A 15,206-nucleotide genomic window follows, 5' to 3' on the forward strand; every position below is an offset into this window, starting at 1 on the left:
GCGGGATCAGCGCGCGGCGCCGACCTCGATCAGGAACACCCCGATCGCGATCGCGACGATCCCGAGCGCCATCGTCCACGTGAACGGCTCCTGGAACAGGATCCGGGCGAGGACCGCGGTGAGCGCGACCCCGACCGCGGACCAGATGCCGTACGCGACGCCGATCGGCATCCCCTGCCCGAGACAGAGATAGAGCAGGACGAACGAGAGGAGATAGCCGGCGCCGACCGGCACGATCCAGATGCGCTTGCGGAACCCCTCGGATGCGCGCAGGGCCAGCGTCGCCCCCACCTCGGAGAGGATCGCTCCGGCCAGCAGCACCCATTTCATCGGTCGTCCGCCTGCCGGGCGTGCCGGGCGGCCCCGAGCTCGACGAGGAAGACGCCGCCGACGACGATCGCGATGCCGAGTCCCATGAGCCAGGTGAGCGGGTCATGGAAGAGCCACGCCGCGAGCACGGCGGTGAGGACGACGCCGCACGCCGACCAGATCCCGTACACGAGCCCGATCGGGGCGCCGCGACGCAGGAGGAGGGCGAGGAGGACGAAGGATCCCGCCTCGCCGATCACGAACAGGACGACCCAGGCGACGTTGTCGGTCATCGCGCGGAGCGACAGCGTGCCGGAGACCTCGAGGAGGATGGCGGCGGACAGGAGGAGCCAGCGCAGCACGTCGTCACCCTAGCGGAGCGACGTGAACCGGGACCCGGGCGGTTCGCGCGGGCTGTCGCGATCTGGCAGGATAGAGGGTCGGACCCGCGCCCGACCCTCTATCCGGCGCAGGCCCGCCCGCAGAGCTTCCGCCGAGGTGTGCACCCCACGCTCCAGGCGACGTTCATCGTCTTAGAACACATTCAGGAGAATCGTGGCTGTCAAGATCCGCCTCAAGCGCCTCGGAAAGATCCGCGCGCCCTACTACCGCATCGTCGTCGCCGACTCGCGCACCAAGCGCGACGGTCGTGTGATCGAGGAGATCGGCAAGTACCACCCCACCGAGGAGCCCTCGTACATCGAGGTCGACTCGGCTCGCGCGCAGTACTGGCTCGGCGTCGGCGCCCAGCCGACCGAGCAGGTCCTTGCGATCCTCAAGCTGACGGGCGACTGGGGCACGTTCCAGGGTGACGAGAACGCCGTCTCGACCGTGAAGACGGCCGACGCCAAGGCCGTGTTCGAGGCCGACGCGTCGAAGAAGTCGGTCATCAAGCCCAAGGCCGAGAAGAAGGCCGAAGAGCCGGCCGCGCCGGCCGAGGAGCCCGCCGCCGAGGCTGCGGAGGCCGACGAGGCCGCCGCGACCGACGAGGCGTAGTCCGTTGCTCGCCGACGCGCTCGAGTACGTCGTCAAGGGGATCGTCGATCACCCGGACGACGTGCGCATCGACGCCTCCACGTCGTCGCGGGGGGACGTGCTCGAGGTGCACGTGCACCCGGACGACCGCGGTCGCGTGATCGGGCGCGCCGGCCGGACGGCCAAGGCTCTGCGCACGCTCATCACGGCGCTCGCCGACGGTCGCCGCGTGCGCGTCGACGTCGCCGACGACTGATGATGGCCGAGCCCGACCGTAAAAAGAGCCCCCGGGCCGTCGCCCACCCGCCGCAGAGCGCACGCACACAGCTACGCGTCGGCCGACTCGTGAAGGCGCACGGACTGAAGGGCGCGCTCCGGCTGGAGCTGTACACGGACGACCCGGACGGCCGTTTCGTCCCGGGCGCGACGTTCACGCTTCAGGTGCCGGAGGCGTCGCCGTGGCACGGGGAGACCCTCACGGTGCGCGAGCTGAAGTGGATGAACTCGCATCCGGTGGCGTTCTTCGAGGGCGTCGACGACCGGACGGCCGCCGAGACCCTCGTCCGGGCCATCCTCTGGATCGACGAGGATGCCGCGAAGACGCCGGCGGAGGACGACGCCTGGTACGACCACCAGCTCGCCGGCCTCGAGGTCGTCCGTGACGGCGCCGTCGTCGGCCGTGTGCTGCGCGTCGACCACCTCCCGGCGCAGGATCTGCTCGTCGTCGGCGTAGGCGGCGACCGAGAGGTGCTGGTCCCGTTCGTCCGGGCGATCGTGCCCGAGGTGGACGTCCCCGGTGGGCGGGTCGTCGTGACCCCGCCGGACGGCCTGTTCGAGGACCTGCCCGACGAGGATCCCGAGCCGCACGATGCGGCCGCTCCCGAGGGCGACGACGAGACCGAGTGAGGTCTCGACCTCACGGGGCGCGGTCGCGCGCGGTGAGGGCGGCGTGATCCGCCGGTAACACCCCGCGCGACGGCGCGGAACATCCGTTCGCGATCATCGGGGGATGACCTCTCTCGCCGAGTCGGCCGCGCAGACCGCCGCGCCGACGGGTGAGGTGCACGCATCCTGCTCCTACTGCGGCGTCGGATGCGGGATCACGGTCACCACCGACGGGTCGCGCGTCGTCCGCGCGGTCGGCGATCGGGGGCATCCGTCCAACGCCGGGCGCCTGTGCACGAAGGGCGCCACGCACGTGGAGCTGATGCACGCGCCCGGCCGGATGGCGTCCGCGTTCGTGCGACCCGCCCGGGGGGAGTCCGCGGTACCGGCGCCCCTCGCCGCCGCGATCGCGGAGGCCGGCGGGCGCCTGCGCCGGATCGTGGACGAGCACGGTCCGGACTCGGTCGCCCTGTACGTCTCCGGGCAGATGTCGATGGAGGCGCAGTACCTCTCGAACAAGCTCGTGAAGGGGTACCTGCGGGGCGTTCACATCGAGTCCAACTCGCGGCTGTGCATGGCCTCCGCCGGCACCGGCTACAAGCAGTCGCTCGGCGCGGACGGACCGCCGGGCGCGTACGAGGACCTCGACCGCGCCGACCTCTTCCTCGTCATCGGCGCCAACATGGCCGACTGCCACCCGATCCTGTTCCTCCGCATGGCGGACCGGCTCAAGCGCGGCGCGAAGCTCATCGTCGTCGATCCGCGGCGCACCGCGACCGCCGAGCGCGCCGACCTCTACCTGCCGATCGCGCCGGGCACAGACCTCGCGCTGCTCAACGGCCTCCTGCACCTCCTCGTCGCGTCCGGCGCGATCGACGCGGACTTCATCGCGGCATACACCGAGGGCTGGGAGGCGATGCCGGACTTCCTCGCCGACTACCCGCCCGCGCGCGTCGCCGAGGTGACGGGGCTCCCGGAGGAGGACATCCGCACCGCCGCGCGCTGGATCGCCGAGGCCGGCGAGTGGATGACGCTCTGGACGATGGGTCTCAACCAGTCCACGCAGGGCACCTGGCACACCAACGCGATCTGCAACCTGCACCTCGCGACCGGCGCCATCTGCCGGCCCGGCAGCGGACCCCTCTCCCTGACGGGGCAGCCGAACGCGATGGGCGGCCGGGAGATGGGCTACATGGGCCCCGGCCTCCCCGGCCAGCGCTCCGTCCTCAGCGCCGACGACCGTGCATTCGTCGAGGACGTCTGGGGGGTGCCGCCCGGGACGATCCGGGCCGAGTCCGGCACGGGCACGATCGACATGTACCGGTCGATGGCGGACGGCGGGATCAAGGCCGCCTGGATCATCTGCACGAACCCTGTCGCGTCCGTCGCCAATCGGAAGACCGTCATCGCGGGCCTCGAGGCCGCCGAGCTCGTCGTCGTGCAGGACGTGTTCCTGGACACGGCGACGAACGCGTACGCCGACATCCTCCTGCCCGCGACGCTGTGGGTGGAGTCCGAGGGCGTCATGACGGCCAGCGACCGCACGATGACGCTCGTGCAACGCGCCGCCGAGCCGCCCGGCGATGCGATCCCGGACTGGATGCTCATCTGCCGCGTGGCGAACGCGATGGGGTTCCGGGACGGCTTCTCGTTCGCGTCGAGCGAGGAGGTGTTCGACGAGATCCGGCGCTTCTGGAACCCGCAGACCGGCTGGGACGTGCGTGGCGTCAGCTACGAGCGCCTGCGTCGCGGCCCGGTGCAGTGGCCGGCGCCGCCGGACGACGACGAGGACCGGCATCCGATCCGCTACCGGAACGACGGCGTGAGCCAGACGCCGTTCCGCGCCCCGGACGGGACCGTGCCGCGGCTCGCGTTCGCGACGCCGTCCCGGCGGGCGCAGTTCTTCGCGCGTCCGCATCTCGGGCCGCAGGAGCTGCCCGACGACGACTACCCGTGGATCCTCAACACGGGCCGGCTCCCACACCAGTGGCACACGATGACCAAGACCGGGAAGGTGGACAAGCTCGTCCGGCTCAACCCCGGCCCGTACGTCGAGATCCACCCCGCCGACGCCGAGCGTCTCGGGATCGCCGAACGCGATCAGGTCGAGGTCTCCTCCCGCCGCGGCCGCGTCGTGCTGCCGGCGGCGGTGACCGACCGGGTGCGTCCGGGATGCTGCTTCGCTCCGTTCCACTGGAACGACGAGCACGGCGAGTACCTGACCGTCAACGCGGTCACGAACGACGCGGTCGACCGCGACTCGCTCCAGCCCGAGTTCAAGCACGCCGCGGTGTCCCTGCGTCGCGTCGGGTCCGCTGCCGAGCAGCCGAGCGGAGAGGCGCGGGGGATGCCGGCGGCCGCGTTCGCGCACGGGCTCGCGGCATCCGGCCGTCCGCCGTCCCTCGGGCCCGCCGAGGCAGCGTACGTGACCGGCTTCCTCGGCGCCCTCGAGGCGGCCCCCGTCGCGGCGGGGGAGATCCCCGTGCTGCCGGCGACGGCGCCGCTCGGCGCGGTGGCGCGCGCGTGGTTCGAGGGCGTCCTCGCCGGGCTCTACGCGCGCGCGCCGCTCGGGGCGGCTGTCGCGGACGGCCCCGGCGCGCCGGTGACGGTGCTCTGGGGCTCGCAGACGGGCAACGCCGAGGAGATCGCCGCGACCTGCGTCGCGACCCTGGCCGCGCGCGGGGTGCCGGCCCGCGCCGTGAGCATGCTCGATCTGTCGCTCGCGGAGCTCGCGGAGACGGAGCGGCTCCTGGTCGTGACCTCGACCTTCGGCGACGGCGGGCCGCCCGACAACGCCGCGAACCTGTGGACGGCGCTGCACGACGACGATCCGCCCGACCTGTCCGACGTCGGCTACGCCGTGTTCGCGATCGGCGACTCCAGCTACGACGACTTCTGCGGTCACGGGCGGGGGATCGACGAGCGCCTCGGCGCTCTGGGCGGGACCGCGCTGCTGCCTCGCGTCGACTGCGAGCCGGACTACGCCGCCCCCGTCGCGGCCTGGCTCGAGGACGTCCTCGTCGTGCTCGCGCCAGATGGGGCGTCCGCGACCCCGGTCGAGGCGCCCGCGCCGGCGACGCGGCGGCTGTTCACGCGGGCGAACCCCGTGCGCTCGACGCTGGTCACCAACACGCTCTTGAGCGGCTCCGGGTCCCGCAAGGAGGTGCGGCAGTTCGGCTTCGAGCTGGCGCACACCGGGGCCGCCTACGAAGCGGGGGATTCGCTCGGGGTCGTCTGCGCCAACGCGCCCGAGCTCGTCGCCGAGTGGCTCGCGGCGACGGGCCTCGCGGCGCGCACCGTCGTAGAGCTGGACGGGGAAGAGCGCTACCTCGACGACGCGCTCGCGACGCGGCTCGACATCGCGCGCATCACGCCCGCGCTGGTCGAGTTCGTGGCCGAGCGCAGCGGCGACTCGACGCTGGCGACCCTGCGGAAGCGCGAGAACACCGGTCGTCTCGCGCAGTACCTGTGGAGCATGCAGGGGGTCGATCTGCTGCAGGCGTTCCCCGTGCGCGCTGACGCGGCCGAGTGGATGTCGGTGCTCTCCCGCCTGCAGCCGCGCCAGTACTCGATCTCGTCGAGCCCCAAGGAGAGTCCCGACGAGGTGCAGCTGACGGTCTCCGTCGTGCGCTTCGAGACCGAGGCCGGACGCCGGCGGGGCGGGGTCTGCTCGACCTACCTGGCGGACGTCGTGGGCTCCGGCCAGGCGCCCATCTACCTCCAGCGGTCGGCGAGCTTCCGCCCGCCCACCGGGCCGGATGCCGCGATGATCATGATCGGTCCGGGCACCGGGATCGCGCCGTTCCGCGCGTTCCTGCAGGACCGCCGCGCCGACGGGCACACGGGCCGGAACTGGCTGTTCTTCGGCGAACAGCACGAGGCCACCGACTTCTATTACCGCGACGAGCTGGAGGCGATGCGCGACGACGGGTTCCTCACCCGCCTCGACGTCGCCTTCTCCCGCGACCAGCGCCAGAAGGTGTACGTGCAGGACCGGATGCAGGAGCACGGGGCCCGGCTGTGGCGCTGGCTGCAGGACGGCGCGCACCTGTACGTGTGCGGCGACGCGAGCCGCATGGCGAACGACGTCGACCAGACCCTCGTCGCGATCGCGCGCCAGCACGGTGGCCTCTCCGACGCGGATGCCGCGGAGTACATGCGCGCGCTCGCGGCCGAGCGCCGCTACGTCCGCGACGTCTACTGACCGCCCGCGTCCTGACCCCTCGCCGCCCCCGTCCGCGCGGGCTCTCCCCAAACCACTGCGGCTCACCTGTCGCGTCTGACCGGCCGAGCCGGCAGAACGCGACAGGTGAGCCGCGATGGGGGGGACTTAGATGCGCTGGCCGGCCAGGGAGCGGCGCGGGATCACGTACACGGCGATCGTGAGCGTGAGGAGCACCGCGTAGGCGATGACGAAGCCGACGAAAGCGGCCGTGTACCCGCCGGTCGAGGACTGCGACGCGTTGAGGACCTGCGGGATGACGAAGCCCCCGTAGGCGCCGATCGCCGAGATGAGTCCGAGCGCCGCGGCCGCCTTCCGCTGCATCGCGGCCGCAGCGGCGGCGTCGCCGCCCATCGCGCGGGTCCGTCCCGCGAAGACGTTCGGGATCATCCGGTAGGTGGAGCCGTTGCCGATCCCGGTCGCGGCGAAGAGGACGAGGAAGCAGACGAGGAAGATCCCGAAGCTCTTGAGCGGCATGGTCCAGAGGACGGCGAGCGCCCCGAGCGCCATGACCGCGAACGCCCCGACCGTGACGCGCGCGCCGCCCAGCCGGTCGGCGAGCCGCCCGCCGTACGGCCGCGCGAGGGAGCCCACGAGGGCGCCCAGGAACGCGAGCGAGAGCGTGGCCTGTCCCACCTGGATCGTCGAGAAGGCCGGGAACTGGTCGGCGATGAGCTTGGGGAAAACGCTCGCGAAGCCGATGAACGAGCCGAACGTGCCGATGTAGAGCAGCGAGAGGATCCACAGGTGCGGTTCGCGGAGTGCGGCCGCGGATCCGGCCAGGTCGGCCTTCGCGTTCGACAGGTTGTCCATGTACCGCCAGGCGCCCCAGATCGCGAGCAGGATGAGCGGCACCCACATCCATCCCGCGAGCGGGACGTTGAGGGTGGCGGCCGCGCCGAGGGTCACGACGATCGGCACGGCGAACTGCGCCACGGCCGTGCCGATGTTGCCGCCGGCCGCGTTGAGCCCGAGCGCCCATCCCTTCTCCTTCTGCGGGAAGAAGTAGGTGATGTTCGACATGGAGCTCGCGAAGTTGCCACCGCCGAGCCCGGCGAGACCCGCGACGACGAGCATGACCCCGAACGGCGTCGCCGGGTTGCTCACGACGACGCCCAGCAGGATCGCGGGGATCAGCAGGAGCGCCGCCGAGATGATCGTCCAGTTCCGTCCGCCGACGCGCGCGACCATGAACGTGTACGGGAAGCGCATCGTCGCGCCGACGAGGCTCGGCAGCGAGATGAGCCAGAACGCCTCGGAGCTCGTGAACGTGAAGCCGGCGTGCGGCAGCATCACGACGACGATGCTCCACAGCTGCCAGACGATGAATCCGAGGAACTCGGTGAAGATCGACCACCCGAGGTTGCGCCGGGCGATCGCGCGCCCCTCCTGCTGCCAGAAGGTCGTGTTCTCGGGGTTCCAGCCGTCGATCCAGCGACCGGGGCGGCGGGTGAGGGTTACGGGGATGCTGCTCTGGTCGGCGGGGGCGCCGACGGCGGGTGATGTCGCGGACGTGGTCATCGCACTCTCCTCGGGACGGTATGAGGCGACGCTACGGATGCCGTGTTTCCGCGCTTCAGCCCCGGCATGACGTTCTCGTCACCGGTCGGTCACGGGCCGCGTCGGGCCCGGGTGAGCCCCGCGTCACACGTCGGAAACACGGACCGGATCCTAGAATCGGTGCCGTGCGCATCGACATCGTGACGATCTTCCCGACGTTCTTCGATGTGCTCGACGTCTCGCTGATCGGGAAGGCTCGCGAGCGTGGCGTCCTCGATCTGCGCGTCCACGACCTGCGCGACTGGACGCACGACCGCCGGCGCACGGTCGATGACACGCCCTACGGTGGCGGGGCCGGCATGGTGATGCGGCCCGAGCCGTGGGGCGAAGCGCTCGACGCGGTGCTGACGGACGAGGCCCTGCTCGTGGTGCCGTCGCCGGCGGGGGCGCGTTTCACGCAGGCGATGGCACGGGAGCTGGCCGAGGAGTCGCAGCTCGTCTTCGCGTGCGGCCGGTACGAGGGCATCGACCAGCGCGTGGTCGACCACTACGCCGCCCGCGGGCGGGTGATGAGCGTGAGCCTCGGCGACTACGTGCTCAACGGCGGCGAGGTCGCGGCGATGGCCATGATCGAGGCGGTCGCGCGCCTCGTCCCGGGCGTCGTCGGCAATCCGGAGAGCCTCGTGGAGGAGTCGCACGAAGACGGCCTGCTCGAGTATCCGATCTACACGAAGCCGCCGGTGTGGCGGGGCCTGGAGGTGCCGCCGATCCTGCTGAGCGGCCATCACGGGGCGATCGCGGAGTGGCGGCGGGAGCAGAGCCTCGCCCGGACGCGCGAGCGCCGTCCCGATCTATCCTCGCCCGACGGTCACCCGGATGTTCCGGGATCCACCACGTTGAGGCGGTAGCCGCGCTTGACGACGGTCTTGATGAGTTCGGGGGCGCCGAGCGCCTCCCGCACCCGTGCAACGGCCATCTCGACCGCGTGCGTGTTCTGTCCGGAGCGCGGCAGGGCGCTCTGGAGCGTCTCGCGCGAGACGACCGAGCCGTTCGCGTCGAAGAGCACGCCGAGCAGGTCGAGGCCCGTGCGGGAGAGCGGGACGAGGCGGCCGTCGAGGACCGCCCCGCCGCTGCGGAGCTCCAGCTGACCGACCGTCGTCGGCCGCGACGGGCCGTGCCCGCCGCCGAAGTGCGTCACGACCGCACGGACCAGGGAGCCGAGGCGGCCGCGGTCCGCCACGAGGGGCTCCAGGCCGGCATCCTGCAGGGGGCCTGCCGTGATCGGGCCGACGGCGGCGACGAGCACGCGCTCGCGGGAGACGCGCGTGCGGATGGCGTCGAGCACGTCGGCCCTCTGCGCCGCGGCGACCCATTCGGCGCTGCCGGGGGCCGAGGTGAACAGGACCGCGTCGATCTCACCCGCGCCCGCCGCGACGACCGAGCGCCGCACGAGCTCGGGGTCCGCGGGCGGGCCCCAGCGATAGACGGTGAGGCTGACAACGTCGGCGCCGTGTCCGGCGAACAGCTCGTCGAGCCCGTCCGCGCCCGAGCCGTGGTGCTGTACGGCGACCCGGCGTCCGGCGAGGCCTTCCGCGACGAGGAATTCGCCGAGCTCCGCGGAGGTCTCCGACTCGGCGACCCAGTCGGCGGTGAAGCCCGCCTGCTGGATGGCTCCTCGTGCCTTCGGGCCGCGCGCCACGATCTGCGCTCCTGCGAAGGCACCGTGCAGCTCGTCGAGGAGGCCGGCCTCGTCGGCGGCCTCCATCCACCCCCGGAAGCCGACGCCGGTCGTTACGACAACGACCTCGGGCGGGTGCGCGATGAGCTCGCGGGTGCGGGCGATGAGGGCCTCGTCGTCGATGTGCGGCACGATCGTCAGCGCCGGCGCGTGGCGCACGGTCGCGCCGTGACGCTCCAGCGCGGCGGCGAGCTCGCCCGAGCGGCGATCGACGGCGATCACGATCGTGCAGCCGTCGAGGGCCGCCGACAGAGCGGGGCGGGGGAGGTCGCTCACCCGGCCGCCTCGCCGGCGAGCAGGGGCGCGGGCAGGAGGAGGTCGGCGCGGGCGACGTCGCCGATCACGATGACGGCGGGGTTCTCGACGCCCGCGCGGCGGGCGTCGGCGACGGCGCGCCCGAGGGTCGTGCGGGTCGTCCGCTGCCGCGGGGTGTGCCCGTTCTCCACGATCGCGACGGGTCGGTCGGCCGGCGCTCCCGCGTCCAGGGCCGTCGTGACGAGGCGGGGGAGCGCGGCGACGCCCATCAGCACGACCGTCGTGACCGCCGGGTCGGCGAGGGCAGCGACGGTCGCGGCGGACACGTCGGCCTGCCCGTTGACGACGTGGAGGGATGCCGCGACCCCGCGGTGCGTGACAGGGATGCCGGCGGCCTGCGGCACTGACACGACGCTCGTGAGGCCGGGGACGACGTCGACCGGGATGCCGGCCGCGAGGCACGCGGCGACCTCCTCGCCGCCGCGGCCGTAGACGAACGGGTCGCCGCCCTTGAGCCGGACGACGCGCTTGCCCGCCCGGGCGTGGGCGACGAGGAGTCGGTTGATCTCCTCCTGCGGGACCGGATGGTGCCCCGGGCGCTTGCCGACGTCGACCACCTCGACGTCGGGGTCGAGCTCGGGAAGGACGTCGAGGGGACCGAGGCGATCGGCGACCACGACGTCGGCCTCGGCCAGCAGGCGCCGGGCGCGCACGGTCAGGAGATCGACCGGACCGGGGCCGCCGCCGACGAGATCGACACGTCCGGTCGCCGTCGCGCGGCGCCGCCGGAGCGGGAGCCGGCCGTCGCGCAGCGCGGCCGCGATCGCGTCGCGCAGGCGGCCGGCGCGTCGCGGGTCGACGCCGGCATCCGAGACCACGCCGACCACGACGTCGCCCGAGCGCGTCTCCGCGGCGAGGCGCGCCGAGCCGTGGGCGCCATCGGACGCGTTGACGCAGAGGATGCGGCGGCGCTCGCAGGCCGCGGCGACGTCGGCGTCGACCCGGGGCTCACCAGTCGCCGTGTGGACCAGCCAGGCGCCCTCGACGTCGCTCTCCCGCACGACGCGCGGCATCCACGGGATCCCGTGCTCCGCGACGAGTGCGCGGACCTCGTCGGACAGCTCCGGGGCGACGATCCGCACGCGCGCGTCGTCCTCGACGAATCGGCGCAAGCGACGGGCCGTGACCTCGCCCGCCCCCACCATCAGCACGTCGCGTCCGGTCAGGGAGACGCCGAGCATCGTCGTCATGCACGACCGTCCTTCCGGAGGTAGACGTCGCCGTCCCGGGTCGCCACGGGCCAGACGGCGAGGGGCATCTGCTCCTTGCCCTGCGTGTCGAGGCAGACGCCGGTGCGCAGGTCGAAGACCTGCTTGTACATCGGGGAGGCCACGGTGGGGGCATCCTGCCGCGTCCCCACGATGCCGCGGGACATGACGTGCGCGCCGGAGTAGGGGTCGAGGTTCGAGACGGCGAAGACGTTCCCGGTGTGCGCGACAAAGAGCGCGACCTGGATCCCGTCCACGAGGGCGGCGCGTCCCCGTTCCACCTCGAGGTCCGCGAGCCCGCAGACGCGCACCCAGGTGCCGGTGTCGGTCTCGGACTCGTGCGTCGGGGCGAGGGTCATCGTCGTACCTCCAGGGTCGTGCCGGCGATGAGGATGCCGCCGTCGGTGCGCTCGGCGGCCGTCGCGGGCCGGGGCTGCCCGCGCTCGACCGTGTACGCGAGCGAGGGGTCGGGGGTCGTGGGCGCGTTCACGAAGGAGGCGAAGCGCCGGAGCTTCTCCGGATCCTCCAGGGTGGCCTTCCACTCGTCCTCGTACGAGCCGATGTGTGCCGCCATGGCCGCGTCGAGGTCGTCGCCGATGCCCAGGCGGTCCTCGAAGATGACGGCGCGCAGGCCCTCGATGCCGCCGTCCAGGTCCTCCAGCCACGGCGCGGTGCGCTGCAGCCGGTCGGCCGTGAAGATGTAGTACATCAGGAACCGGTCGATCGCGGTCAGCAGCTCCGCGTCGCTGAGCCCCTCGGCGAGCAGGGTCGCGTGGCGCGGCGTGAACCCGCCGTTGCCGCCGACGTACATGTTCCAGCCCGCCTCGGTCGCGATCACGCCGACATCCTTGCCGCGGGCCTCGGCGCACTCCCGCGCGCATCCGGAGACGCCGAGCTTCAGCTTGTGCGGCGAGCGCAGCCCGCGGTATCGCAGTTCGAGGCGCACCGCCATCCCGACCGAGTCCTGCACGCCGTAGCGGCACCACGTCGAGCCGACGCACGACTTCACGGTGCGCAGCGACTTCCCGTACGCGTGTCCGGACTCGAAGCCGCCCTCCACGAGACGCCCCCAGATGTCGGGCAGCTGCTCCAGCCGGGCGCCGAACAGGTCGATCCGCTGGCCGCCGGTGATCTTCGTGTAGAGCCCGAAGTCCTTCGCCACCTCGCCGATGAGGATGAGCCCCTCGGGCGTGACCTCGCCGCCGGGGATGCGCGGCACGACCGAGTAGCTCCCGTCCTTCTGCAGGTTCGCCATGACGTGGTCGTTCGTGTCCTGCAAGGCGGCGTTCTCCCCGTCCAGGACGTGGCGGCCGGTCAGCGTCGAGAGAATGCTGGCCAGGGCGGGCTTGCAGATGTCGCATCCGCGTCCCGATCCGAAGCGCTCGATCACTGCGCTGAACGTGGTGAGCCCCGAGACGCGCACGGCGTCGAAGAGCTGCCGGCGCGACATGTCGAAGTGCTCGCACAGGGCGGAGGACAGCGTCGCCCCGGACTTCTGGAGCTCCGCGCCGACGATCTTCTTCACCATCGCGACGCACGATCCGCAGGCCGAACCGGCCTTCGTGCACGCCTTGACGCCCGCGACGTCCGTGCATCCGTCCTCGTGCACCGCCCGACGGATGGTGCCCGCCGAAACGCTGTTGCACGAGCAGACGAGCGCCTCGTCGGGGAGCTCCGTGGTCGGTGCGGCGACGCCGCCCTCCGGCATCAGGTAGGTGACCGGGTCGGCGCCGAGCGCGCTCCCGACGAGCGGGCGTAGCGATCCGTAGGCCGATGCGTCGCCGACGAGGATCCCACCGAGGAGCGTCTTCGCGTCGTCCGAGACGACGAGCTTCTTGTAGACGCCCGCGACCGGATCGGCGTAGACGACGTCGAGCGCCCCCGGCGTCGTCGCGAAGGCGTCGCCGAAGCTCGCGACATCGACCCCCGACAGCTTCAGCTTGGTCGACAGGTCGTATCCCGGGAACGTCGCGTCGCCGCCGAGCAGGCGCGTCGCGGCGACCTCCGCCATCGCGTACCCCGGAGCGACGAGGCCGACGCACATCCCGCCGTGATTCGCCACCTCGCCGATGGCCAGGACGAGCGGGTCGGAGGTGCCGCATCCGTCGTCGATGACGACGCCGCCGCGGGGGTGGATCTCGAGCGCGGCGTCGCGCGCGAGCGCATCGTACGGACGCACGCCCACCGAGAGGATGACGATGTCCGCGGCCAGGTGCTCGCCGTCCTCGAAATCCATGCCGCGGACGTGCCCGGACTCGTCAGCGTCGATCCGCGTCGTGATGACCCCCGTGCGGACGGCGATGCCGCGCGCCTCGATGAGACGGCCGAGGGCGGCGCCGCTCGGCAGGTCGAGCTGCGCAGGCATGAGCCGGTCGAGAGCCTGCAGCACGGTGCACGCCACGTCGAGGCTCTGCAGTGCGCCCGCGGCCTCGAGGCCCAGAAGCCCTCCGCCGATCACCACGCCGGTCAGGGGCCGTCCGAGCTCGCGCCGGCGGTCCTCGACGTACGCGCGCACGCGCTCGACGTCATCGAGCGTGCGGTAGACGAAGCATCCGTCCCGGTCCGAGCCTTCGACGGGAGGCCGGGCGGCGTAGGAGCCGGTCGCCAGCACGACCCGGTCGTACCCGACGCGGAGGCCGCTCGCCGTCTCGACGATGCGTGTGTCGCGGTCGATGCGGGCGACCGCGTCTCCCGCGAGGAACCGCACACGGTCGTCGGCGAGAACCGCGGGGTCGAGGGTGAGGTCGTCCGCGTTCGCGCCCGCGAAGAAGCTCGTGAGCCCCACGCGGTCGTAGGGTGCGCGCGGCTCATCGCCGATCACGGTGACCCGCCACCCCTCGCCGGCCCGGCTCAGCAGGCTGTCGACGAAGCGGTGGGCGACCATCCCGGCCCCGACCACGACGACGTGCGTGTCGAGGGGTTCCGCGGCGGTCATGCCGTCACCGTACGCGCGGGATGTTGCGGCACGGTCAGCGTCGTGTTTCGGTCTGTCGACGGCGACTCGGTCATGGGGTCTCCGATCCGGGGTTCGTGACCGTCACGCTAGGAGCGGCGTGTTTCGCCCCCCGGCCGCCTTCGGTTTCCGCGAGCGAACGTTTCCCTCACCGCCCCGCGCCCCCCGATGTGAGAACCCCCGGCCGCCCCCGCCCCGCCCCCACCCACGTGAGAACGCGCGTATGTCACAGACACGCCGGGGAAACGTGACACAAGCGCGTTCTCGCGAGTGAGGGGCGGGGGCTTCGGCCGCAGGAGAGCCGTGGGGTCAGTCGACGCCGAGGAAGGAGCGGTCGGTCAGGATGATCGGACCGTCGTCGGTCACGGCGATCGTGTGCTCGGAGTGGGCGCCGCGCGAGCCGTCGGCGCTGCGCAGGGTCCAGCCGTCGGGATCGGTCACCAGCTCGTCCGTGGTCGCGAGGAACCAGGGCTCGAGCGCGAGGACGAGGCCCGCCCGGAGCGGATAGCCGCGTCCGGCTTTGCCGTCGTTCGCAACGTGCGGGTCGCCGTGCATCGTGCGGCCGACACCGTGGCCGCCGAAGTCGGTGTTGATGGAATAGCCGTCGGCGTGCGCGACCGCCGCGATCGCGTGCGAGATGTCGCCGATCCGGTTGCCGACGACGGCCGCCGCGATCGCCGCGTCGAGGGCGCGCTGCGACGTGTCAATGAGCGCGAGATCCTCGTCGCGCGGGGTGCCGACAACGAAGGAGACGGCGGAGTCGGCGACCCAGCCGTCGACCGAGACGGCGAAGTCGAGCGAGACGAGGTCACCGTCTTGCAGGGCGTAGTCGAACGGCAGGCCGTGCAGCACGGCGTCGTTGACCGACGTGCAGATGACCTTCCCGAACGGCATCGCCCCGAACGACGGGTGGTAGTCGATGTAGCAGGACTCCGCGCCGGCTTTGCGGATCATGTCGTGGGCGCGCCGGTCGATGTCGAGCAGGTTGGTGCCGACCTTCGTATCGGCGCGCAGCGTCGCGAGCGTCTCCGCGACGAAGCGGCCCGCGGGGCGCATCGCGTCGATCTCGGCCGGGGTGCGCAACTCGATCATTCTGGTCCT

General features: G+C 72.3%; 13 protein-coding genes. 5 read left to right on the plus strand and 8 right to left on the minus strand.

Translation table 11 applies throughout. The annotated features are described in order from the left end of the window. Positions 1 to 6: 6 nt before the first annotated feature. A complete protein-coding gene (locus ABCS02_RS23225) occupies positions 7 to 330 on the minus strand; it encodes an SMR family transporter (protein ID WP_345838072.1) in 324 nt (107 codons plus the stop codon). Next, positions 327 to 671, minus strand: coding sequence for an SMR family transporter (locus ABCS02_RS23230; protein ID WP_345838073.1), 345 nt, complete (start codon positions 669 to 671; stop codon positions 327 to 329). Before ABCS02_RS23230 ends, ABCS02_RS23225 begins: the two co-directional genes overlap by 4 nt. A 193-nt stretch (positions 672 to 864) precedes the next feature. Between ABCS02_RS23230 and rpsP the strand changes: the two genes are divergently transcribed. The 4 genes from rpsP to ABCS02_RS23250 all read left to right on the plus strand — a co-directional run bounded on the left by rpsP (position 865) and on the right by ABCS02_RS23250 (position 6,373). Further along, the gene (gene rpsP / locus ABCS02_RS23235; RefSeq protein WP_345838074.1) at positions 865 to 1,305 is read left to right on the plus strand and encodes a 30S ribosomal protein S16; all 441 of its coding nucleotides are present in this window, start codon (positions 865 to 867) and stop codon (positions 1,303 to 1,305) included. A 4-nt stretch (positions 1,306 to 1,309) separates the two neighbouring features. Continuing rightward, the gene (locus ABCS02_RS23240) at positions 1,310 to 1,540 is read left to right on the plus strand and encodes an RNA-binding protein (protein ID WP_345838075.1); all 231 of its coding nucleotides are present in this window, start codon (positions 1,310 to 1,312) and stop codon (positions 1,538 to 1,540) included. Positions 1,541 to 1,542: 2 nt separating this feature from the next. After that, entirely contained in the window at positions 1,543 to 2,190 is a 648-nt protein-coding gene (gene rimM, locus ABCS02_RS23245; RefSeq protein ID WP_345838076.1) for a ribosome maturation factor RimM, read from the plus strand. Positions 2,191 to 2,293: 103 nt separating this feature from the next. Beyond that, positions 2,294 to 6,373, plus strand: a complete 4,080-nt coding sequence (locus tag ABCS02_RS23250) for a bifunctional nitrate reductase/sulfite reductase flavoprotein subunit alpha (RefSeq protein ID WP_345838077.1) — start codon at positions 2,294 to 2,296, stop codon at positions 6,371 to 6,373. A 126-nt stretch (positions 6,374 to 6,499) separates the two neighbouring features. On the opposite strand, the gene ABCS02_RS23255 is transcribed toward ABCS02_RS23250, so the two are convergent. Further along, positions 6,500 to 7,912, minus strand: coding sequence for an MFS transporter (locus ABCS02_RS23255; protein WP_345838078.1), 1,413 nt, complete (start codon positions 7,910 to 7,912; stop codon positions 6,500 to 6,502). A 164-nt stretch (positions 7,913 to 8,076) separates the two neighbouring features. Here ABCS02_RS23255 and trmD point away from each other — a divergent pair, with 164 nt between their 5' ends. Further along, positions 8,077 to 8,799: a tRNA (guanosine(37)-N1)-methyltransferase TrmD gene (gene trmD, locus ABCS02_RS23260; RefSeq protein ID WP_345838079.1), complete on the plus strand. Its 723-nt coding sequence runs from the start codon at positions 8,077 to 8,079 to the stop codon at positions 8,797 to 8,799. On the opposite strand, the gene ABCS02_RS23265 is transcribed toward trmD, so the two are convergent. The 5 genes from ABCS02_RS23265 to map all read right to left on the minus strand — a co-directional run bounded on the left by ABCS02_RS23265 (position 8,760) and on the right by map (position 15,197). After that, positions 8,760 to 9,905 carry a uroporphyrinogen-III synthase gene (locus ABCS02_RS23265; RefSeq protein WP_345838080.1) on the minus strand — a complete coding sequence of 382 codons (1,146 nt, stop codon included), beginning with the start codon at positions 9,903 to 9,905 and terminating at the stop codon, positions 8,760 to 8,762. The genes trmD and ABCS02_RS23265 overlap by 40 nt on opposite strands. Next, positions 9,902 to 11,134, minus strand: a complete 1,233-nt coding sequence (cobA, locus tag ABCS02_RS23270; protein ID WP_345838081.1) for a uroporphyrinogen-III C-methyltransferase — start codon at positions 11,132 to 11,134, stop codon at positions 9,902 to 9,904. Before cobA ends, ABCS02_RS23265 begins: the two co-directional genes overlap by 4 nt. Next, entirely contained in the window at positions 11,131 to 11,511 is a 381-nt protein-coding gene (nirD, locus tag ABCS02_RS23275; protein ID WP_345838082.1) for a nitrite reductase small subunit NirD, read from the minus strand. The genes cobA and nirD overlap by 4 nt, the downstream gene beginning before the upstream one ends. Continuing rightward, the gene (gene nirB, locus ABCS02_RS23280; protein WP_345838083.1) at positions 11,508 to 14,087 is read right to left on the minus strand and encodes a nitrite reductase large subunit NirB; all 2,580 of its coding nucleotides are present in this window, start codon (positions 14,085 to 14,087) and stop codon (positions 11,508 to 11,510) included. The genes nirD and nirB overlap by 4 nt, the downstream gene beginning before the upstream one ends. Before the next feature lie 327 nt (positions 14,088 to 14,414). Beyond that, a complete protein-coding gene (gene map, locus ABCS02_RS23285) occupies positions 14,415 to 15,197 on the minus strand; it encodes a type I methionyl aminopeptidase (protein ID WP_345838084.1) in 783 nt (260 codons plus the stop codon). Between the last annotated feature and the right edge of the window lie 9 nt (positions 15,198 to 15,206).

This window comes from Microbacterium sp. X-17, from assembly GCF_039615055.1.

What these genes read in the sequence shown, in the direction of transcription:
- ABCS02_RS23225 (WP_345838072.1), bottom strand. Translation starts at nt 330, where the DNA reads ATGAAATGGGTGCTGCTGGCCGGAGCGATCCTCTCCGAGGTGGGGGCG.
- rimM (WP_345838076.1), top strand. Translation starts at nt 1,543, where the DNA reads ATGGCCGAGCCCGACCGTAAAAAGAGCCCCCGGGCCGTCGCCCACCCG.
- ABCS02_RS23250 (WP_345838077.1), top strand. Translation starts at nt 2,294, where the DNA reads ATGACCTCTCTCGCCGAGTCGGCCGCGCAGACCGCCGCGCCGACGGGT.
- ABCS02_RS23255 (WP_345838078.1), bottom strand. Translation starts at nt 7,912, where the DNA reads ATGACCACGTCCGCGACATCACCCGCCGTCGGCGCCCCCGCCGACCAG.
- cobA (WP_345838081.1), bottom strand. Translation starts at nt 11,134, where the DNA reads ATGACGACGATGCTCGGCGTCTCCCTGACCGGACGCGACGTGCTGATG.
- nirD (WP_345838082.1), bottom strand. Translation starts at nt 11,511, where the DNA reads ATGACCCTCGCCCCGACGCACGAGTCCGAGACCGACACCGGCACCTGG.
- nirB (WP_345838083.1), bottom strand. Translation starts at nt 14,087, where the DNA reads ATGACCGCCGCGGAACCCCTCGACACGCACGTCGTCGTGGTCGGGGCC.
- map (WP_345838084.1), bottom strand. Translation starts at nt 15,197, where the DNA reads ATGATCGAGTTGCGCACCCCGGCCGAGATCGACGCGATGCGCCCCGCG.